We start from the raw sequence: 21301 nt of genomic DNA on the forward strand, positions 1-21301 counted from the left end.
GCTATTTCCTTTCTATCTCACTATATTACGTCATGATAGTGGAATATTGATTTTCTATAGGTGGAATATTTCCCATTCTAGAATGATAAAATTGTCTAATGAATTTAGAGGGTTGCCACAAAACACAACTCTATTTTGCTTAAAAAGCATGATCCAGTTGTTGGAAGTGAAGCATTACGGCAAGATTTTTTCAATATAGAATGATTGGAAGGTTACATAAGGCTTTATCCGATGCCACTAAACGGTTTTTTACTACTGTAAATGAAGAGTAGTATAGGGGAATAGAATTGGAAATATGTTATCCCAGATAATAAGGATATGTTATGGCTAAATTTGCAGCGAATTTGAGTGTGATGTTTAAGGAAGTCCCATTTACTGAACGTTTTGAACGGGCAGCAAATGCTGGTTTTAAAGGTGTTGAATATCTATTTCCTTATGAAAAATCACAAGAAGAACTTTCCAGTTTGTTGAAAAGAAATCAGTTGACGCAGGTGCTATTTAATATGCCTGCAGGAGATTGGGATTCTGGTGATAGAGGGATAGCTTGTTTACCTGGGCGAGAGAAAGAGTTTGCTAATGGAGTTCATAAAGCTTTGGAATATGCACTAGCATTGGGCTGTAAACAGATTCATGTTATGGCTGGAAAATGGGATGGACAGTTTACGCAAGACCAGCAGCGAGAGTGTTATATCAAAAATATTCAGTACGCTGCGGATGTAATGATTGAGCATGATATCAATGTCTTAATTGAACCGATTAATATTCGTGATATGCCTGGCTATTTTTTGACAAAACAAAATCAGGCAGAAGAGTTGTTGAAATCTATCGTCCGTCAAAACGTTTTTATTCAGCTAGATCTTTATCATTGTCAAATTATGGAAGGGGATTTATTGAAAATGATAGAGCGGCTATGGGGGAAATTTAGTCATATTCAGATTGCTTCAGTTCCCGATCGTCATGAACCAGATAGAGGTGAAGTTAATTATTTATGGTTATTTAGAAAATTAGATGAGATGGGATATCAAGGTTGGTTGGGATGTGAATATCATCCAGAAGGTAGTACGGAAGAAGGACTTGGATGGTTAGAGAAAGTCCAATCATGATTGGACGGTATACGATGATGTATCAGGAGAGGTTATGACCCCCCCAGAGCGCAGAGATTTTATTTATCGTTATTTGCATGAACATCAGACAGTTTCTATTGTAAAATTAGTAACATTAATGAGTGTTTCGCACATGACAGTGAGGAGAGATATCCGTCTTTTAGAAGAAGAGGGAAAAGTTATTAGTATCCCTGGAGGTATCCAGCTAAATGATGCTTTACGGCAAGAATTACCATGGAATGAAAAAGCACTTATTCATCATCGCTATAAACGGGCAATAGGTAAATATGCAGCCTCTCTGGTGGAAGATGGTCAGGTGGTTTATTTGGATGCAGGAACGACGACATTTGAAATTGCTCAGGTATTGGCAGAGCGTTTTAACCTGACAATTATTACGAATGATTTTTCGATTATCCAGTATTTGATGAATAAACCACAACTGAATTTATTTCATACTGGAGGGCAAGTAGATAAACGTAATTATTCTTGTGTCGGAAAGAGTGCGGCCATGGTACTACGCTCTTTGAATGTGGATATTGCATTTATTAGCACTAGCTCATGGGAGCTTGAGCATGGAATTTCCACTCCTCATGAAGAAAAAGTCTTGGTGAAACAGGCACTGCTAGAAATAGCGCGTAGGAAAATATTGGTTTCTGATAGCAGTAAGTATGGAAAATATGGCATGTTTCGTGTTTGTCCTCTCTCATATCTGAATGACATTGTGTGTGATGGGCAATTACCAATGCCAGTGCAACAACAATTATATGAGTCAAATATGAAGCTACACATTGTCAACATATAAAAATTATAAAAAATGAATCAACACCTACAAAAATAGATTAAGGAGGCTATAAAGGAGAATTCTATAATAGGCCAAAAATGCTATAAAGGAGAATCCTATATGAAAATAATTATTACTGGTGGTGCAGGTTTTTTGGGCCAGCAGTTAGCTTTTGCTTTACTTAAAAATAAGTCAGCATTTAATTTCGAACAGTTGGTTTTAGCTGACATTCAGTGTCCCATTTCTCCTATTAATGATCCGAGGGTGCAGTGTTTGGCGCTAGATTTGTCGCAGGCAGGTTCGGCTGAAAAACTGATTGATGCAGAGAGTGATATTTTGTTTCATTTAGCAGCCATTGTCAGTAGTCAGGCTGAACAAGACTTTGACTTAGGTATGAGAGTTAATTTTGATGTGACACGAAATTTATTGGAGTCTATTCGTACCAAGAATCCATCATTGAAATTTATTTTCACTAGTTCACTGGCAGTCTTTGGGGGAATTTTACCAAAAACAGTAACAGATCACTGTGCTGTTAACCCCCAATCCTCATATGGTACTCAAAAGGCGATGTGTGAATTGATGATTAATGACTATTCTCGTAAAGGATATGTCGATGGACGAATTCTTAGACTACCAACTATCAGTATCCGCCCTGGAAAACCCAATAAGGCTGCTTCTTCATTTGCCAGTGGAATTATTCGTGAGCCATTATATGGAGAGAACAGTATTTGCCCTGTTTCCCGTGAGCTTGTATTGTGGCTTTCTAGTCCTGAAACAGTAATTCATAATCTTATTCATGCAGCTCAGATCCCAAAGGAAAAATTTGATTCTTCACGTATTATAAATTTGCCGGGAATTAGTATTACAGTGCAGGGTATGCTTGATGCATTGAAAGAAGTAGCAGGTCAGAAGCCCATAGAATTTATTCGCTTTGAGCTAGATGAAGGCATCAATCAAATAATGAAAAGCTGGCCTGGAAATTTTGATATTAGTCGAAGTCTTGCGCTGGGATTTAGGGCTGACTGTTCATTCCACGATTCCATCCGTACATTTATCGCTAATAATATACATTGAGATGGAGCTTGATGATGGCGCCTTATATTCCACTAATAGGATTGGCCGTAGCTGTATTTGTGCTGATTTTCCTGGTCTTGTGTACCAGAATTCATGCGCTGCTTGCTATGTTGATTTCAGCTATAATCGCAGGAGTTACTGGTGGTTTGACCATTACTAATACCGTTGAAGTGATTACTACAGGATTTGGATCAACATTAGGTAGTATCGGTATTGTGATTGGTTTGGGGATTATGATGGGGCGGATACTAGAAGTTTCTGGTGCTGCCGAAAAAATAGCTTACAGCTTCATCAAGTGGTTAGGTAAGAGGCGTGAGGAATGGGCGCTGGCAATTACTGGTTACATTGTCAGTATCCCCATTTTTGTCGATACGGCTTTCGTTCTCCTTTATCCTTTGGTTAAGGCATTGGCTAAGAAAGGAAAACGAAATATATTGACATTGGGGGTTGCATTAGCTGGAGGATTGGTAGTAACTCATCATACTGTTCCCCCAACTCCTGGACCACTCGGTGTTGCGGGGATCTTTGGCGTAGATATCGGCTCAATGATGTTGGTTGGTATTATATTGGCTATTCCATGTGTTATTTGCATCACTTTCTATGCAAAATGGTTAGCGATTAAATATCCAGAATATCAGTACGTTGAGGAAAATACTGAAAATCTGAAACAGATTTATCAGGATTACATAGGGAAAAAAGTTAATAAACCGTTACCGAGCCTATTTCTTTCCCTTTTACCTATTATTGTTCCGATAGTCCTGATTTTGATTAAAGCAATAAATAATATTTTATTGAAATTTGATATATTTATTGAAAAAGAAAAACATTTTTATTTTCAACTTATTGATTTCCTTGGTACACCGATTATTGCTTTAGCCATTAGTGTATTACTGGCGGTTTATACGCTAATGCCAAAAATCAGCAAACACGAAGTGATCGAGCATCTAGAAACTGGATTACAAACAGTGGGAATTATTCTGCTAGTTACTGGTGCTGGTGGGGCATTAGGAGCGGTATTACGCGAGAGCGGAGTGGGAACTTTTATAGCACAACAGGTTGCTAGTCTACCAATAACTCCGATTTTGATCCCATTTATAATTGCAACGTTAGTGCGTTTGATTCAAGGTTCCGGTACTGTGGCAATGATAACAGCAGCTTCTATTTCAGCTCCCGTGATCAGCCAAATACCAGATATCAACATGCTACTAGCTGCTCAGGCTGCAACTATAGGGGCACTGTTTTTCAGTTATTTCAACGATAGTTTGTTCTGGATGGTTAACCGAATGATGGGTATTAAAGACGCGAAGCAACAAATGATCGTCTGGTCAGTTCCTACAACAATTGCATGGGGAATCGGGTTATGTGGCGTCTTGTTTCTCGACCTTGTTATGTAGGTTTTGTTATATAAATAATGAAATTGCGCTCTGTAAAGAGGGTGTGTTGGATAAAAACAATCCTATCCATAAATATTTTATCGGCCACAGCATTGTACTGTGGCCGATAGCGTCATGAATATTTCTTTTTTCATAATGTAATTAGAGAGACTTCACAATCTGCTCGTATATTAGAAGCGCCAGGTAGTTGATAGATTTCCTGATACCGAATTACGGCCAGAACGGTATACCTACTGGTAACTCCAGCTCCCAATTCAATATTCTTGTTTATTTGATAACGCATACCCGCTTTCAAGTCCAATGAGTCACGTCCAGCCACTTGATTTTTACTACTAGAACCTACTTTTTGGTAGTTGGCAAAGCTCACATTTTGCATCAAATCAGTATTAAGCAGTTCATGATTCCAAGCTAGTTGCAGATCGGTTGTGATCACTGCACCAGAAGAGAGCGGTAAACTCCAATTGCTGTTCACTCCAATGCTGGAACGCAGCGAGTTGAAAGTATTCGAGTCCAACTTCAGGCGGCTGCTGCCACTGCCTGTTTCCGTCATGCCACGGCGAGATAAGCTCGATATGGCTCATGTAATTATTGTCAACCGAGCCACCCAATGCATGAGCCAATTCATGAGTTGAAGTGCCTACCAGATCGCCTTATCTGTGGGGGGGGGGAATTGTGAGGGTATATAAGGCCGAATGATCACGGTTTAGTCCCCCTAGTTTTCCTATTACAATCTGGCTATGGGCTCCAAATTCTAATTTTCCTGGCTTGGGTTGGATGATATTTGCCCAGCAATGTATCCCAGCCAGTATTTTTTCTGTATGTTGTTGATCCAGATTCCATGTCGTATTTTGCATACAAATGATGACTGGGTAACATACATACCAATGATATGGCCAGTGAGAGCGTTTTCATATTAGGTATCCTTGTGATTAGTCTTAGAATAGTGATATTTGCTTCACGTATTGAATATCATTCCTCATATAAATAAATAGCAAATAGATCAAATAATCGACAATACAAATAATTAAATGAGTTCATCAATAGCAGTTCCTACACAGAAGATGATCAAAATTGTGACTTTCAGCACTGAATTGCTAACATCCGAATATTGGGAACTGTATTTTGCAGGTATGCCCGAACAAGATTGAAATGGGGTTTTATGATGGAGTTTTACGTTCCAATTATTGGGTTGGGAGTGGCGGTATTTACGCTGATTTTTCTGGTCTTACGCACTCGTGTTCACGTACTGATTGCCATGCTGATTGCAGCGATAATCGCTGGTACATCTGGCGGTTTAACGATGAGCAACATTGTTGAAGTGATCTCCAAAGGATTTGGAACAACATTAGGCAGCATCGGTATCGTGATTGGGCTGGGATGCATGATGGGACGAATATTGGAGGTTTCAGGGGCAACGGAACGAATCGCCTATAGTTTGATTAAATGGTTGGGTAAAAGACGCGAAGAGTGGGCTTTGGCGATTACTGGCTATATTGTCAGTATTCCTATATTTGTGAATTCGGCCTTTGTGGTTCTTTATCCTCTGGTAAAAGCATTGGCAAAGAAAGGCAAACGAAATGTATTGACTTTAGGTGTATCACTGGCAGGAGGGTTGGTGGTGACTCACCATATCGTCCCCCCGACACCAGGGCCGCTTGGGGTCGCAGGGATATTCGGCGTGAGTATAGGTTCAATGATGCTGGCTGGTATGATACTGGCCGTGCCATGTGTTATTGGAATTACCTGCTATGCAAAATGGCTGGAGACTAAATATCCTGAATATCAGCTGGATGATACGGAAGAGAATGCAGAGAATTTGCAACAAGTTCATCAGTGTTATATGGAAGAAAAAGAGCAAAAGTCGCTACCGAGCCTGTTTCTTTCCCTTTTGCCCATCGTTGTGCCGATTGTCCTTATTTTAATCGGTGTAATTAATGGAATGCTACTGAAAACCGATGCATTTACAGGAAAAGAAAATTATTTCTACTTTCAAGTTTTTAATTTCCTTGGATCACCAATTATTGCGCTGGCAATCAGTGTATTACTGGCGGTTTATACGTTAATGCCAAACGTCAGTAAACATGAAGTGATTGAACATTTGGAAGCAGGGTTAAAAGCTGTAGGTATTATTTTGTTGGTGTCAGGAGCCGGAGGCGCATTGGGAGCCGTGTTGAACGAAAGCTCGACAGGAACAATATTGGCGCAATATATTGCCAGCCTGCCAATAACACCCGTTTTGATCCCATTTATCATTGCAACGTTAATACGCATAATTCAAGGTTCTGGCACGGTAGCAATGATAACTGCCGCTTCTATCTCTGCACCTGTTATCAAACAGATACCGGATGTTAATATGCTGGTTGCCGCTCAAGCTGCCATGATGGGTACACTGTTTTTTAGTTACTTCAATGATTGTTTTTTCTGGGTAGTTAACCGGATGATGGGCATTAAAAATGTACGTCAGCAGGTTATCGTCTGGTCGATTCCTACCACCATTGCATGGGGTATTGGATTGTGTGGTGTGCTGCTTCTCAACCTTATCATGTAGCTTGTCATGCAATTTGTTATGTAAATAGTCATGTAAATAGTGAGGTAAATAGTGATAGCGCTCTGTAAAGGGCGCTTTTATATTTTCAGTTTTCGTATTTCAGGTTTTGTGATTGTTCTTCGAATATCGTTTCCATTTCTGCTTTATGCTCACCATATTAAACCCTCTCTTAAATGTGATTAAAGTCACAAATATATGTATGTGTTTCTTTTTAATATTAATTAAAAGTGATTTTAATCACTAAAAAATGTCAGAGTATCGAATAAATTTAGGTATCCATATTTTGAATCATGTCCGTTGAGGAGTCTGATATGTCTGATGTATTTCACTTAGGTATCACTAAAAGCGACCTGCAAGGCGCGACTCTGGCGATTGTGCCAGGCGATCCTAACCGTGTTGAGAAAATTGCGCGACTGATGGATAACCCAGTACATCTGGCTTCCCACCGTGAATTTACAACATGGCGTGCAGAAATTGACGGAAAGGCTGTTATTGTCTGCTCTACAGGAATTGGTGGCCCCTCAACGTCGATTACCGTAGAAGAGTTAGCGCAATTAGGAGTACGTACTTTCTTGCGCATCGGAACAACGGGGGCGATTCAGCCGCATATCAATGTAGGAGATGTATTAATAACGACCGCTGCGGTTCGTTTGGATGGTGCCAGTTTGCACTTTGCTCCAATGGAATTCCCTGCGGTTGCTGATTTTGAGTGTACAAATGCACTGTACGAAGCAGCAAAAGCATCAGGTTCTGCTACTCATGTTGGTGTTACGGCATCCTCCGATACCTTCTATCCGGGGCAAGAGCGTTACGACACTTATTCAGGCCGTGTTGTGCGCCGTTTCCAGGGTTCCATGAAAGAATGGCAAGAAATGGGTGTAATGAACTTCGAGATGGAATCAGCAACATTGCTGACTATGTGTGCAAGTCAGGGGCTGCGTGCTGGCATGGTGGCTGGGGTTATCGTTAACCGTACCCAACAGGAAATCCCGGATGTTGAACGGCTGAAGAAAACTGAAAGCAATGTGTTAGGAATTGTTGTTGAGGCTGCTCGCCGCCTGCTGTAATGCCTTTTATCAAGGGCCGGAGAATTCTGGCCCTATCGTTTGTGCAATCTGCACTTCCCTTCATTTCAAAATCTGATAATGTCATAAAATTTTGCACATAACTTGAAAGATAAAAGGTATCTTTTAATCTCAATAAGAGTGACTTATGACCACAACATTTCTATCTCATCCTTCACTACTACCTCTGAATGGCGGCATTAATTTTCGTGATTTAGGTAATAAGCCTCTGAATAATGGTGCCAAAATTAAGTCAGGACTGCTTTTTCGTTCTGGTTCACTGGACAGGCTGACAGAAAACGATCAGGCTTTTTTAGTAGATCAAAATCTTTTTCAGATTATCGATTATCGTGATAGCAGTGAAATTATGGATAAACCGGATCAAGTATGGCGTGGGGCGCATTACCATCATGCTCCGGCTAATCCTCTTTCCAAAGAAGGGAATGCTAATCTGGATAAGCTAGATAAGGAGATATTGGAGCAATTCGATGCAAAAGTATTTATGTCACGTTTATATGAGTTGCTACCCATTAACAATCCAGCTTATAAAACATTAGCGGCATTGTTGCTGCAACCAGAGAAAGGCGGAATTGTACAACACTGCGCGGTCGGTAAAGACAGAACGGGGGTTGGCTCTGCACTGGTTTTACTCGCATTGGGTGCTGATCTGGATACGGTAATGGAAGATTATTTACTGACCAATATTACGCTGGCTCCGTATCGAGACTATTTATTGAGTGAACACGCAAAAGTCATGAGTGAAAGTGTTGTTGAAAAATTTGTTTATGTTTATTCAGTGCGGGAAGAGTTTTTACTGACTGCTCTTAATAGCATTAATCAACATTATGGCAGTGTAGATATTTGGTTGGAAAAAGATATCGGACTCAATATTGCGGCGCGTGAAAAACTACAATCCTATTTTCTTGAATAAAGCTATCAGGTTAGCATTGAGTTAGTTGTACAGTGCTAACCTATGATGTACTACTGATAACACAGGAAAGACTAATGTGAGCCTGCATGAAATTATCGAACTGGTCACAAACTTTGTAAAAGCCCATGAAATTTGGGCAATTCCAATTGTTTTCCTACTTGCATTTGGTGAATCGTTGGCGTTTATCTCCCTACTGTTGCCGGCAACGGTCATTTTGTTAGGGTTAGGGGCATTGATTGGTGAAAGTGGGTTAATTTTCTGGCCAATATGGGTAGCCGCAGCTGCTGGAGCTTTCTTTGGCGACTGGGTTTCTTACTGGTTTGGTTTCCATTACAAAGAGAATGTCGGCAAGATGTGGCCACTTTCTCGCAATCCTCAAACTTTAGTTCGCGGCCATCGATTTTTTGGACGATGGGGAGTATGGGGTGTTTTCATTGGACGTTTTTTTGGCCCATTGAGGGCTGTTGTACCATTAGTGGCGGGAATTTGCGCCATGCCACAACGTCATTTCCAGCTCGCTAATTTTGCTTCTGCATTAATTTGGGCATTCGGTATTTTAGCACCGGGAGCGTTTGGTCTGCGTTGGCTGGCCGAATGGATAGGATAAGTGAGAAGTGGCTGGAACATCTATACAGCCTCTATTTAACTTACATTAAGGCTGGTAAGCCCCAAAAGTTGACCTAAATTTAGCGACAATGGTGTTAGTGAGGGTGTATAGGTGGATATCCAGTGGTTATATATGCTGATTGGTGGATTAAGTGGATTGCTGGTCGGAGGGATTTTCGTCTGGCTTTCTGTTCATCAGAGAATCCAGCAAAAAGAGCAGGAATTGCGTGAATTATATAGCCAATTGGCTGTCAGCCATGAAAAGCTGGAGCAATCCCACTATTGGCGCACTGAATGTACTCAATTAAACCAAGAGTTGTTGGCTCAGCGCGAAATTAATAGTGTGCAGGAGGCTGAGCTGCGAGAATTGAGTACTCGGCTTGAAGAAAGCAGACTGGCAGCGGAGGAAAAACAGCGTTTATTGATCAATAGTGAACAGCGATTGAGTACCCAGTTTGAAAATCTCGCCAATCGTATTTTTGAACAAAATCGACATCGCACCGACGAATATCATCGCCAAAATCTCAATAACCTTCTGATACCATTTCGCGAACAGCTTGAGGGATTTCGCCGTCAAGTACAAGACAGCTTTGGGCAGGAAGCTCGTGAACGTCATACTCTGACTCATGAAATTCGTAATCTTCAGCAACTCAATGCACAGATGGCAAAAGAGGCTATCAATCTTACCAATGCTCTGAAAGGAGACAATAAAATGCAGGGAAATTGGGGAGAGATGGTCTTGACCAGAGTTTTGGAAGCTTCCGGTTTGCGTGAGGGATATGAGTTTGATACACAGGTCAACATTAAGGCCGAAAATAGTGAACGTTTTCAACCTGATGTCATTGTACATTTGCCACAGGGAAAAGATGTAATTATTGATGCCAAAATGTCGCTGGTCGCTTATGAGCGTTATTTCAACAGTGATAGCGAAGAGCAGCAGGCACAAGCATTGCAGGAACATATCAACTCCATCAAAGGGCACATTCGTGGCCTGAGCCGAAAAGATTATCAACAATTGCCCGGGCTGCGATCACTGGATTATGTTTTGATGTTTATTCCAGTGGAACCAGCTTATTTGGTTGCACTCAATCAGGCTCCAGAGTTACTTGATGAAGCATTGAAACATAATATTATGCTGGTTAGCCCATCTACTTTGCTGGTTGCTATTCGAACAATCAGTAATTTGTGGCGTTATGAATATCAAAGCCAAAATGCACGTCTGATCGCTGATAAAGCTGCCAGGATGTATGACAAAATGCGTCTGTTTGTGGATGATATGCAAGGGTTGGGGCAAAGTCTTAATAAAGCACAGGCGAGTTACCATTTTGCAATGAAAAAACTCGTTGAGGGGAGAGGGAACTTGATTAGCCAGGCCGAGGGATTTCGCGATTTAGGCGTAGATGTGAAGCGCCCTATTGATTCACAGCTAATCGATAAATCTTTCCAATCGTTGCAAGTGAATGAGTGAAGTCTGGATAGGATTTTATCGGAAAGGCTGGTACACTTGCTATAATTTTTTTGAATAAAAAGCGGACAAATAACATGGCAGATCAATCAAAAGAAACCACCGATTTTGGTTTCCGCACCGTAGCCAAAGAAGAGAAAAAAGAGATGGTGGCAGAGGTGTTCCACTCTGTGGCCTCGAAATATGACTTAATGAATGATTTGATGTCATTTGGCATTCATCGTATCTGGAAACGTTTTACCATTGAAGCAAGTGGTGTTCGCCGTGGTCATAAGGTGCTTGATCTTGCCGGTGGAACAGGTGATCTAACCGCGAAGTTTTCCCGAATTGTCGGGGAAAAAGGTCAAGTTGTTCTGGCTGATATCAACGATTCGATGTTGAAAGTCGGACGTGAAAAATTACGAGATATCGGTATCGTAGGCAATGTCAGTTATGTTCAAGCCAACGCTGAAGAATTACCTTTTCCAGATAACCATTTTGATTGTATTACCATTTCTTTTGGCTTGCGTAATGTCACGGATAAAGAAAAAGCCCTGCGTTCCATGTGTCGGGTACTTAAGCCGGGTGGTCGCCTGTTGGTGCTGGAGTTTTCCAAACCTGTACTGGCACCGTTAAGCAAGGTTTATGATGCTTATTCATTCCATGTCCTACCTCGAATCGGTCAAATGATTGTGAAGGATGCGGACAGTTACCGTTATCTGACAGAATCCATCCGTATGCACCCTGATCAAGAAACCTTAAAAGGCATGATGGAAGAAGCGGGTTTTGACCAAGTTTCTTACTCCAACATGACCGGCGGAATCGTTGCTCTGCACAAAGGGTTCAAATTCTGAAATGGAAACACCCTCATTAAGCCATAGCATGAGTTCTGCGGTATCAAATAATAAGGTGTTGTTTACGATATTGACGGCTTTTCTGGAAACAACCCTGAATCATCTGCTATACCGCGAAACGGTATTAAAACCTGCCCGTTTGAGATTGGCAGGAAAAATACTGTCTATTGAACTGAAAGAAATCGAAAGACCATTTGTACTGATATTCAGTGAAAGGCAAGTGGATGTTTTAAGCCAATGGTCAGAACCAGCGGATTGCTCAATGAAAGCAACGATACCCGCGTTACTTAAGCTACGGGATCGTCAGTGTCTTTCAGCTTTGATTAACGGCGGTGAAATTGTCATTGAAGGGGATATGCAGGTTATTCAACAATGGTCAGCTTTGCTGGACATGTCAGAATGGGACCCTGCTCATTATCTTTCCCCTTATGTCGGTGATATTGCCGCAGAAGGTGTCAGTCGGATGATGAAGAAAAGTTTTGAACTTGCCAGCAATACCGTTGCAAGGAAGAAAAGGTACGTCGCTGAATCATTGACAGAAGAGTGGAACATGGTGCCTAGTGCGTTGGAAGTGGCCTATTTCAATGAGGAAGTTAATGCCGTTGCCAATAAAATAGACCAGCTCGAAAAACGGTTGGCAGCATTGAGCATTGGAGAGCAAACATGACACCCAGTGAAATTAAGCGACTTTACTTTATCATCCGAGTCTTTCTTTCCTACGGATTGGATGAACTTATCCCCAATATTCGTTTGACATGGCCATTGCGTTTTGGGCGTCATTTGTTGTTTTGGATACCTAACAGGCATAAGGGTAAATCCCTTGGTGAACGTTTACGTCTGGCATTACAAGAACTTGGTCCTGTGTGGATCAAACTTGGTCAGATGCTCTCCACGCGCCGTGATTTGTTCCCTACTGCGATCGCAGATCAACTTTCGATGTTACAAGATAGGGTTGTTTCCTTTGATGGTTCAGTGGCACAAAAATCGATTGAAACTGCATTAGAGGGTTCTTTGGAAACGTGGTTTGAAGGATTTGATCCACAGCCACTGGCTTCTGCTTCTATCGCTCAGGTACATACTGCCCGGCTGAAGGAAAATGGCAAAGAAATTGTCCTGAAGGTTATTCGTCCAGATATTCTGCCCGTCATTAAAGCTGATGTACGGTTGATGTACCGTTTGGCGAATCTGGTTCCCTTTTTACCCGATGGTCGCCGCCTTCGTCCGCGTGAAGTTGTGCGTGAATATGAGAAAACCTTGCTTGACGAACTGAATTTATTACGTGAAGCAGCAAACGCAATCCAACTGCGTCGTAATTTTGAAGATAGCTCAATGCTCTATGTACCAGAAGTATACCCTGATTATTGTCGGGAGAATGTTTTGGTTATGGAACGCATTTATGGCATTCCGGTGTCAGATGTTGCTACTCTGGAAGCTCAGAATACTAATATGAAATTGTTGGCTGAGCGTGGGGTTCAGGTATTCTTCACCCAAGTATTTCGCGACAGTTTTTTCCATGCAGATATGCACCCCGGTAATATTTTTGTTAGTTATGAAAAACCGGAAGATCCCACTTATATCGGTATTGATTACGGGATTGTTGGTTCTTTGAATAAAGAGGATAAACGCTATCTGGCCGAAAACTTTATTGCTTTCTTTAACCGCGATTACCGTCGGGTAGCTGAACTGCATGTTGATTCTGGTTGGGTGCCGGCAGATACCAATGTGGAGGATTTCGAATTTGCCATTCGTACCGTTTGTGAGCCGATTTTTGAAAAACCACTGGCTGAAATCTCATTTGGGCATGTTCTACTGAACCTTTTCAATACCGCCCGTCGTTTTAATATGACAGTTCAACCCCAGTTGATTCTGCTGCAAAAAACGCTGTTGTACGTGGAAGGCTTGGGGCGTCAACTTTATCCTCAGCTTGATCTGTGGAAAACGGCCAAACCTTTTCTGGAAGATTGGTTGCATGATCAGGTTGGGCTTCCCGCTATTGTGCGTGCCTTTAAAGAAAAGGCACCTTATTGGGCGGAAAAGCTACCAGAGCTTCCGGAGCTGGTGTATGGCACGCTCCAACAGCATCGACGTTTGCAGACCAGCATTGATCAAATATCGCAACAATTCAGAGAACAACAAATCAGGCAACGCAAATCTCTTTATCTATTGGGAATTGGTGCAACTCTTTTTATCTGTGGTAGTTTATTTTTCATCATAGATCAGAAGCATCTGGCATGGGGGATGATAGGAGCTGGAATTGCATCATGGGGATTGGGCTGGCGTCACTTAAATAAGCGCCAATGATGATGGGTATTAACCGTAACTGTGGATGATTTTGCTACGGCTCTGGGTATGAACGCGTTATTTTTGAACAGGTTATTTTCGAATAGAAAGTCCGTAGTTTATAATTCAATCATTAGTAATATTCTGATGAATAGAGGTGGTCAGTATGGGTGGTATAAGTATTTGGCAATTACTCATAATTGCCGTCATTGTTGTGCTGTTGTTTGGTACTAATAAGCTTCGTACTTTGGGTTCAGACTTAGGGGCATCCATAAAAGGCTTCAAAAAAGCAATGAGTGAGGATGAAAAGCCAGAGCAGCCGGGAAAAATGAGTCAGGATGCTGATTTTGAAACGAAAAACCTCACTGAAAAGTCTACGGCTGCACAATCTGAAAAATCAGAGAGTAAAAGTAAAGATAAAGAGCAGGTATAAACCGTGTTTGACATTGGCTTTAGTGAACTGCTGTTGGTGATGATCATTGGCTTGATTGTTCTGGGGCCTGAACGTTTGCCTATTGCGGTCAAAACCGTGGCTGGGTGGATTCGGGTATTGCGCTCTCTGGCGGCTAATGTTCAGAATGAACTTGCTCAGGAATTGAAGTTGCAAGAACTTCAGGACACTCTGAAAAAAATGGAAGAAAAAGCCGATTTGCAATCACTGTCTCCAGAATTGAAGGCATCAATGGAAGAACTAAAGGCCGCGGCTGAATCATTGAAAAATAAGTACCAATTAAAACCGGATGAAATGAGGGAATTGGAGGAAGATGAAACTCATTTTCATTCTTCTATGCTTCAATCGGTTGAAAAGCACTCGGATTCAGACCAATTAAGTTCAGAACCGTTAATTTCAAAACCCGTAATTTTAGCGAAATCGGGCGAAAAACCAGAACAGCAGAAAAAATCTGAACAAGCAAATGGCGAACACTGAAACATGTCTGTGGATGATACTCAACCCTTTATCAGTCATCTGATTGAACTGCGTAAGCGGATTTTAAATAGCTTAGTTACTGTGCTGATAGTGTTTTTGGCATTGGTTTATTTTTCCAATGACATTTATCGGCTTGTTGCTGCGCCTTTAATGGAACAATTACCTAAAGGCGCAAATATGATTGCGACAGATGTTGCATCACCTTTTTTTACACCGATCAAACTGACTATCATGGTGTCTATCTTTGTTTCGGTTCCCATGATCCTCTATCAAGTGTGGGCATTTATTGCGCCGGCATTGTATAAGCACGAACGGCGTTTAGTTATGCCCCTACTGTTTTCCAGTAGTGTATTGTTTTATCTGGGAATGGCATTTGCATATTTTGTGGTCTTTCCCATTGCGTTTGGTTTCTTTATCAAGACCGTACCCGCAGGCGTTGTAATCTCGACGGATATCAGCAATTACTTAAGCTTTGTTATGGCGCTATTTATGGCTTTTGGCGTTTCATTCGAAATACCAATTGCCATTATTCTGCTGTGTTGGAGTGGGGTAGTGACACCGGAATCGCTGAAAAGAAAACGTCCTTATATTTTAGTCGGGGCGTTCGTAGTTGGTATGCTGTTAACACCCCCTGATGTTTTCTCACAAACTTTGCTGGCTGTTCCTATGTATTTGTTATTTGAACTGGGGATTTTGCTTTCGCAGTTTTATGTTGGCAAATTGGGCAGACGTAAATAGCCAATCAGGAAAATGAATTAGATAGTAATACTGATGGTAATTTTAAAAATAATCTGAATTAGTTCGCGATGGCTATTAACCCAGCGCTTTGTCGCTGGGTTTTATATTAGGAGAACAGTATGAGCTATGTATTTCCGGGGGCATTTCCCGGTCGTCGTATGCGCCGTGTGCGCCGTCATGATTTTTCCCGCCGCTTAGTTGCTGAAAATCAACTCACCGTTAATGACCTGATTTACCCTGTATTTGTTATGGAAGGAACGAATCAGCGTCAGGAAGTGTCTTCAATGCCAGGAGTGTATCGTCTGACAATCGATCTTTTGCTGAAAGAAGCAGAAGAGATTGCCCGACTGGGTATTCCTGTTTTATCTCTATTTCCAGTTATTGAAGCCGACAAGAAATCATTGGATGCGAAAGAAGCTTATAATCCAGACAGTTTAATTCAGCGTTCAGTTCGTGCGTTGAAAGGTGCTGTTCCTGAGTTAGGTCTTTTGACGGATGTCGCACTTGATCCATTTACTACCCACGGGCAGGATGGTGTTATTGATCAGGATGGCTATGTTATCAATGACATTACCAGAGATATTCTGGTTAAGCAGGCATTATCTCATGCTGAAGCCGGGGCTGAGATTGTCGCACCAAGCGATATGATGGATGGTCGTGTCGGCGCTATTCGCGAGCAGCTTGAAAGAGATAATTATGTCAATACCCAAATTATGGCTTATTCTGCCAAATACGCCTCTTGTTACTATGGGCCATTTAGAGATGCTATTGGCTCCAGCGGCAATCTGAAAGGTGGTAATAAGATGACCTATCAAATGGACCCTGCAAACAGTGATGAAGCGTTGCAGGAAATTGCACAAGATTTGCAGGAAGGTGCTGATAGCGTCATGGTTAAACCTGGTATGCCATATTTGGATGTGATTCGTCAGGTAAAAGATACCTTTGGTGTGCCGACATTTGCTTATCAGGTTTCTGGTGAATATGCCATGCATATGGCGGCCATTCAAAATGGTTGGTTGAAAGAACAACCTGCGATTATGGAATCACTATTGTGTTTTAAACGAGCAGGTGCTGATGGCGTACTGACTTATTTTGCCAAGCGTGTAGCACAGTGGCTGCATGAGCAAAGATACTAAGTTTACTCAATTTATTATTAAAGAGAGTAAAGTCAGCCAATAATAATAAAAACGGGCGCTTTTTGCCCGTTTTCTGATTAGATTTTGGTAAAATGATTATTATACAATGCCTTAGGGACTTCTTTGTTGAGGATTTTCAGCAAAAGAATGGATCGTGTTTCTCCATCCGGTTCGTTATAAATTGCTTGGATGCCTTCGAAAATTCCCTCAGTGATCAAGACGGTATCACCAGTAATTGGGGTCTCAGGTGCAATATATTCCTGCTCTGTGATAGACATTAACTCATCAATCAATGTTTGTGGAACGGTGGCAGGTGCACCATTAAACCGAACGAAATGATTTACACCACGTGTTGAGTTAATGGTAGTGGTATGAATAACCTCTTCATCAAAGTAAACAAACAGATAATTGGGAAATAGTGGTTCAGTAACGGTGGCGCGTTTACCCCGAATAATTTTTTCAATTTTGGCTGTAGGTGTCAGACAAACAACGTCTTGTCTTTCTAAGTGCTCTATTGCTCGAAAGATTTGTCCCCGTTTACAGTAAAGAAGACGCCATTTTTCCATAATATTTCGACTCCATTGCATAGAATGCTTAGCATAACAAAACTAGTACTAAAGGATCATCAGTAAAGATAAACGTTATCTAAAATGTAAACTGTATTTTTCGATAGTCTACAGTGCTTATCTTCAATGATAATGCTATGTGTTGCGTTATGGTGAAAAGATTATCACTAATCATGAGTGATATGATTATCTGATTTTCACAGAGGAATCTGATCCACAAGATTTCACTAAGTTCATTGCTTTTTGACAAGTTATGAGTTTACCTTGTAACCCTCATGGGAGGGCTTATAATGGCTTTCCCTCCTGAAAAATCGGCACAAATGAATAATATGAAATATCGTGATCTAAGAGACTTTCTTTCCTTGTTGGAACAATCGGGTGAATTAAAACGAATTAGTATGGAAGTTGACCCATATCTGGAAATGACTGAAATCGCAGATCGTACTCTTCGTGCCGGTGGTCCAGCCTTATTATTTGAAAATCCTAAGGGATATTCGATGCCCGTGTTGTGCAACTTGTTTGGGACTCCTCAACGTGTTGCCATGGGTATGGGGCAGAGTGATGTTAAGGCATTGCATGATGTTGGTAAGTTATTGGCTTTCCTTAAAGAACCTGAGCCACCAAAAGGTTTTCGTGATTTGGTCGATAAGCTGCCTAAATTTAAACAGGTTTTGAACATGCCAACCAAGCGCCTGAGTTCTGCGCCTTGTCAGGAACAGGTTTGGGCAGGCGATGAAGTGGACCTCACCCGTATTCCGGTTATGCATTGTTGGCCAGAAGATGCCGCTCCACTGATCACATGGGGATTAACAGTAACTAAGGGGCCTAATAAAGAGCGCCAGAATCTGGGCATCTACCGTCAACAGGTATTGGGTAAAAATAAGCTGATTATGCGCTGGCTATCACATCGTGGTGGGGCACTTGATTTTCAGGAGTGGTGTCAGGCACATCCGGGCGAACGTTTTCCTGTGTCCGTTGCATTAGGGGCCGATCCTGCCACGATATTGGGAGCGGTTACCCCAATTCCTGATACTTTGTCAGAATATGCGTTTGCTGGATTATTGCGTGGACATAAAACGGAAGTCGTAAAATGTATATCCAATGATCTGGAAGTGCCTGCCGGTGCTGAAATTATCCTTGAAGGCTACATTGAACCTGGTGAAATGGCACCGGAAGGGCCATATGGTGATCATACCGGCTATTACAATGAAGTAGATATGTTCCCAGTATTTACGGTGACCCATATTACTCAGCGCAGCGATGCTATCTATCATTCCACTTACACAGGGCGTCCGCCGGATGAGCCTGCGGTATTGGGAGTTGCGTTGAATGAAGTTCTGGTACCAATTTTGCAAAAACAATTTCCTGAAATTGTAGATTTTTACCTGCCGCCAGAGGGCTGCTCTTATCGGCTCGCTATCGTTACAATGAAAAAACAATATGCAGGCCATGCCAAGCGAGTGATGATGGGGGTTTGGTCATATCTGAGGCAATTTATGTACACAAAATTTGTTATCGTTTGTGATGATGATATCAATGCGCGAGATTGGAATGATGTCATCTGGGCGATAACAACGCGAATGGATCCGCAGAGAGATACTGTCTTAATGGAAAATACACCGATTGACTATCTCGATTTCGCATCGCCTGTTTCTGGGTTAGGCTCAAAAATGGGGTTAGATGCAACAAATAAATGGCCAGGAGAGACACAAAGGGAATGGGGGCGTCCGATAGTGATGAGCGATGAGATTCGGACCCGTGTCGATGAAATTTGGGATCAATTAGATATTTTGAAGCGATAAGAGGGAACGCATGACAATATTAAGCTGTAAAGTAACATCGGTTGACTCCATTACAGATACAGTTTATCGGGTTCGTTTATTACCTGATTCGCCTTTTTCTTTCCGTGCAGGGCAATATTTGATGGTGGTTATGGATGAAAGGGATAAACGCCCTTTCTCTGTGGCATCACCACCATCAGAAAAACAGATAATTGAGTTACATATTGGTGCTTCTGAGCTAAATCTCTATGCGATGGCAGTAATGGATAGGATCTTGGATCAGAAAATCATTGATATTGATATACCACATGGTCAGGCATGGTTTCGTGAAGACAGTGAAAATCCTATGTTATTGGTCGCTGGTGGAACAGGCTTCTCATATACACGCTCTATCTTATTGGCTGCATTGGAAAAAAATCCCAATCGAGAAATTTCTATCTATTGGGGGGGACGAGAGTTGCAACACCTTTATGATTTGGAGGCGTTGCAATCATTGAGTGAGAGTTATCCTAATTTAACTGTGGTTCCTGTAGTTGAACAGGTTGATGAACACTGGCACGGGAGAACAGGCACAGTTCTGAGTGCGGTTTTGGAAGATTTCGGCAGTTTAGCAAATAATGATATCTATATTGCTGGTCGTTTTGAGATGGCTAAAATCGCTCGTGAACGGTTCTGTAGTGAACGTGATGCATCTATCGATCACATGTATGGTGATGCATTTGAGTTTATTTGATCTGTTTTCCGATAAAATAAAACGATAAAAAATAAAAAAACCCGCCCCTGACAGGCGGGAAACTACGGCAACAACTTATTAGAGTGGTGCAATAGACAAGACAGACAAGGGAAAAAAGCTATTAAATTTCAATTACCATTTACTTTATATAGCTAAGTTTTAATAGCTATACTCTTTCAATAATTGTGGCAATGCCTTGGCCTAATCCGATGCACATGGTTGATAGCCCAAACTGGGCATCTTTACGTTCCATCAAGTTAAGCAGGGTGGTTGTAATGCGAGTACCAGAGCACCCCAATGGGTGACCAAGAGCAATTGCACCACCGTTCAGGTTGATTCTGTCATCTATACTATCCAGCAGATTCAGTCCTTTCATACAAGCTAAGGATTGCGCAGCGAATGCTTCGTTCAATTCCATTACGCCAATGTCTGCAAGACTTAATCCAGCTTTTTTCAAGGCCATTTGTGTTGCAGGCACAGGGCCATAACCCATGATGGAAGGATCACAACCGACAACTGCCATTGAGCGGATACGAGCGCGAGGTTTTAATCCTAATTCTCTGGCTTTGCTTTCGCTCATGATCAGCATTGCAGAGGCACCATCAGAAAGCGCTGAGGAGTTGCCCGCAGTAACGCTTCCGGTGACAGGATCAAAAACAGGACGCAGTGCAGCCAAATCTTTTAGATTAGTTTCTGGGCGGATCACTTCATCAAAATTGACGAGTTTTAGATTCCCATCAGCATCATGCCCATAAATAGGAACGATTTCGCTTGCGAAAGCCTTTGACTCGGTCGCTTGTGCTGCGCGTTGATGAGAACGCAAGGCAAATTCATCCTGCATTTCGCGGCTGATATTGTGCATTTTGGCCAGTATTTCTGCCGTCAGTCCCATAACACCTGCTGCTTTCGCCACATTACGGCTTAATTTGGAATGAAAATCGACGCCGTGTGTCATGGGAACATGTCCCATATGCTCAACACCGCCGACCATAACAATACTGGCATCGCCAGTCATGATCATGCGGGTGCCGTCGTGCAATGATTGCATTGAAGAACCGCAGAGGCGGTTAACAGTTACAGCGGGAACTGAATGGGGAATACCCGCCAGCAAAGCAGAGTTACGTGCAATATTGAACCCTTGTTCAAGCGTCTGTTGCACACATCCCCAAGAGATATCATCAATATCTTCAGGCTTAACGGCAGGGTTACGATTGAGTATTGATTTCATCAGATGTGCGGAGAGATCTTCGGCACGGATCTGACGGAATACACCACCTTTTGAGCGCCCCATTGGGGTACGAATACCATCAATAATAACTACGTTTTCCATGTTTTCAGAC

The 21301-nt window shown here is 41.9% G+C and carries 21 protein-coding genes; 18 read left to right on the forward strand and 3 right to left on the reverse strand.

Features of this window, described 5'->3' with window-relative positions; genetic code table 11:
• Positions 1-323 precede the first annotated feature (323 nt).
• The 4 genes from otnI to BM135_RS11610 all read left to right on the forward strand — a co-directional run bounded on the left by otnI (position 324) and on the right by BM135_RS11610 (position 4352).
• Positions 324-1103: a 2-oxo-tetronate isomerase gene (otnI, locus tag BM135_RS11595; RefSeq protein ID WP_092519875.1), complete on the forward strand. Its 780-nt coding sequence runs from the start codon at positions 324-326 to the stop codon at positions 1101-1103.
• Positions 1104-1137: 34 nt separating this feature from the next.
• The gene (locus tag BM135_RS11600; protein WP_092519876.1) at positions 1138-1905 is read left to right on the forward strand and encodes a DeoR/GlpR family DNA-binding transcription regulator; all 768 of its coding nucleotides are present in this window, start codon (positions 1138-1140) and stop codon (positions 1903-1905) included.
• A gap of 99 nt (positions 1906-2004) precedes the next feature.
• Positions 2005-2958: a D-erythronate dehydrogenase gene (gene denD, locus BM135_RS11605; protein WP_092519877.1), complete on the forward strand. Its 954-nt coding sequence runs from the start codon at positions 2005-2007 to the stop codon at positions 2956-2958.
• Between the two features lie 14 nt (positions 2959-2972).
• Positions 2973-4352, forward strand: coding sequence for a GntP family permease (locus BM135_RS11610; RefSeq protein ID WP_092519878.1), 1380 nt, complete (start codon positions 2973-2975; stop codon positions 4350-4352).
• A gap of 130 nt (positions 4353-4482) precedes the next feature.
• Here the strand turns inward: BM135_RS11610 and BM135_RS11615 are convergent, their stop codons facing one another.
• Entirely contained in the window at positions 4483-4902 is a 420-nt protein-coding gene (locus BM135_RS11615; protein WP_245737389.1) for an autotransporter outer membrane beta-barrel domain-containing protein, read from the reverse strand.
• A gap of 612 nt (positions 4903-5514) precedes the next feature.
• Here BM135_RS11615 and BM135_RS11620 point away from each other — a divergent pair.
• From BM135_RS11620 to hemB, 12 genes are all read left to right on the forward strand, one after another.
• Positions 5515-6900, forward strand: a complete 1386-nt coding sequence (locus BM135_RS11620; RefSeq protein ID WP_092519879.1) for a GntP family permease — start codon at positions 5515-5517, stop codon at positions 6898-6900.
• A gap of 311 nt (positions 6901-7211) precedes the next feature.
• Positions 7212-7967 (forward strand): uridine phosphorylase, encoded by a 756-nt coding sequence (gene udp / locus BM135_RS11625; protein ID WP_092519880.1) that lies wholly within the window; start codon positions 7212-7214, stop codon positions 7965-7967.
• 145 nt (positions 7968-8112) lie between these two features.
• Entirely contained in the window at positions 8113-8895 is a 783-nt protein-coding gene (locus BM135_RS11630) for a tyrosine-protein phosphatase (RefSeq protein WP_092519881.1), read from the forward strand.
• A 76-nt stretch (positions 8896-8971) separates the two neighbouring features.
• The gene (locus BM135_RS11635; RefSeq protein ID WP_092519882.1) at positions 8972-9502 is read left to right on the forward strand and encodes a DedA family protein; all 531 of its coding nucleotides are present in this window, start codon (positions 8972-8974) and stop codon (positions 9500-9502) included.
• 111 nt (positions 9503-9613) lie between these two features.
• Positions 9614-10969, forward strand: a complete 1356-nt coding sequence (gene rmuC, locus BM135_RS11640; protein WP_092519883.1) for a DNA recombination protein RmuC — start codon at positions 9614-9616, stop codon at positions 10967-10969.
• A 74-nt stretch (positions 10970-11043) separates the two neighbouring features.
• A complete protein-coding gene (ubiE, locus tag BM135_RS11645; protein WP_092519884.1) occupies positions 11044-11799 on the forward strand; it encodes a bifunctional demethylmenaquinone methyltransferase/2-methoxy-6-polyprenyl-1,4-benzoquinol methylase UbiE in 756 nt (251 codons plus the stop codon).
• A gap of 1 nt (position 11800) precedes the next feature.
• On the forward strand, positions 11801-12466 hold the full coding sequence (gene ubiJ, locus BM135_RS11650; protein WP_092519885.1) for a ubiquinone biosynthesis protein UbiJ: 666 nt from the start codon (positions 11801-11803) through the stop codon (positions 12464-12466).
• A complete protein-coding gene (gene ubiB, locus BM135_RS11655) occupies positions 12463-14100 on the forward strand; it encodes a ubiquinone biosynthesis regulatory protein kinase UbiB (RefSeq protein WP_092519886.1) in 1638 nt (545 codons plus the stop codon). Before ubiJ ends, ubiB begins: the two co-directional genes overlap by 4 nt.
• 145 nt (positions 14101-14245) lie before the next feature.
• Positions 14246-14512, forward strand: coding sequence for a Sec-independent protein translocase subunit TatA (gene tatA / locus BM135_RS11660; protein ID WP_092519887.1), 267 nt, complete (start codon positions 14246-14248; stop codon positions 14510-14512).
• A gap of 3 nt (positions 14513-14515) precedes the next feature.
• Positions 14516-15007, forward strand: coding sequence for a Sec-independent protein translocase protein TatB (gene tatB, locus BM135_RS11665; protein ID WP_092519888.1), 492 nt, complete (start codon positions 14516-14518; stop codon positions 15005-15007).
• 3 nt (positions 15008-15010) lie between these two features.
• Positions 15011-15745: a Sec-independent protein translocase subunit TatC gene (gene tatC / locus BM135_RS11670; protein ID WP_092519889.1), complete on the forward strand. Its 735-nt coding sequence runs from the start codon at positions 15011-15013 to the stop codon at positions 15743-15745.
• A gap of 119 nt (positions 15746-15864) precedes the next feature.
• On the forward strand, positions 15865-16881 hold the full coding sequence (gene hemB, locus BM135_RS11675; RefSeq protein ID WP_092519890.1) for a porphobilinogen synthase: 1017 nt from the start codon (positions 15865-15867) through the stop codon (positions 16879-16881).
• Between the two features lie 77 nt (positions 16882-16958).
• On the opposite strand, the gene rfaH is transcribed toward hemB, so the two are convergent.
• Positions 16959-17447 carry a transcription/translation regulatory transformer protein RfaH gene (gene rfaH / locus BM135_RS11680; RefSeq protein WP_092519891.1) on the reverse strand — a complete coding sequence of 163 codons (489 nt, stop codon included), beginning with the start codon at positions 17445-17447 and terminating at the stop codon, positions 16959-16961.
• A 329-nt stretch (positions 17448-17776) separates the two neighbouring features.
• Between rfaH and ubiD the strand changes: the two genes are divergently transcribed.
• The gene (gene ubiD, locus BM135_RS11685) at positions 17777-19249 is read left to right on the forward strand and encodes a 4-hydroxy-3-polyprenylbenzoate decarboxylase (RefSeq protein ID WP_092519898.1); all 1473 of its coding nucleotides are present in this window, start codon (positions 17777-17779) and stop codon (positions 19247-19249) included.
• Between the two features lie 10 nt (positions 19250-19259).
• A complete protein-coding gene (fre, locus tag BM135_RS11690) occupies positions 19260-19961 on the forward strand; it encodes an NAD(P)H-flavin reductase (protein ID WP_092519892.1) in 702 nt (233 codons plus the stop codon).
• Between the two features lie 166 nt (positions 19962-20127).
• On the opposite strand, the gene fadA is transcribed toward fre, so the two are convergent.
• Positions 20128-21291, reverse strand: a complete 1164-nt coding sequence (fadA, locus tag BM135_RS11695) for an acetyl-CoA C-acyltransferase FadA (protein ID WP_092519899.1) — start codon at positions 21289-21291, stop codon at positions 20128-20130.
• Between the last annotated feature and the right edge of the window lie 10 nt (positions 21292-21301).

Origin of the sequence: Xenorhabdus japonica, from assembly GCF_900115195.1 — a bacterium.
Taxonomy (GTDB): domain Bacteria; phylum Pseudomonadota; class Gammaproteobacteria; order Enterobacterales; family Enterobacteriaceae; genus Xenorhabdus; species Xenorhabdus japonica.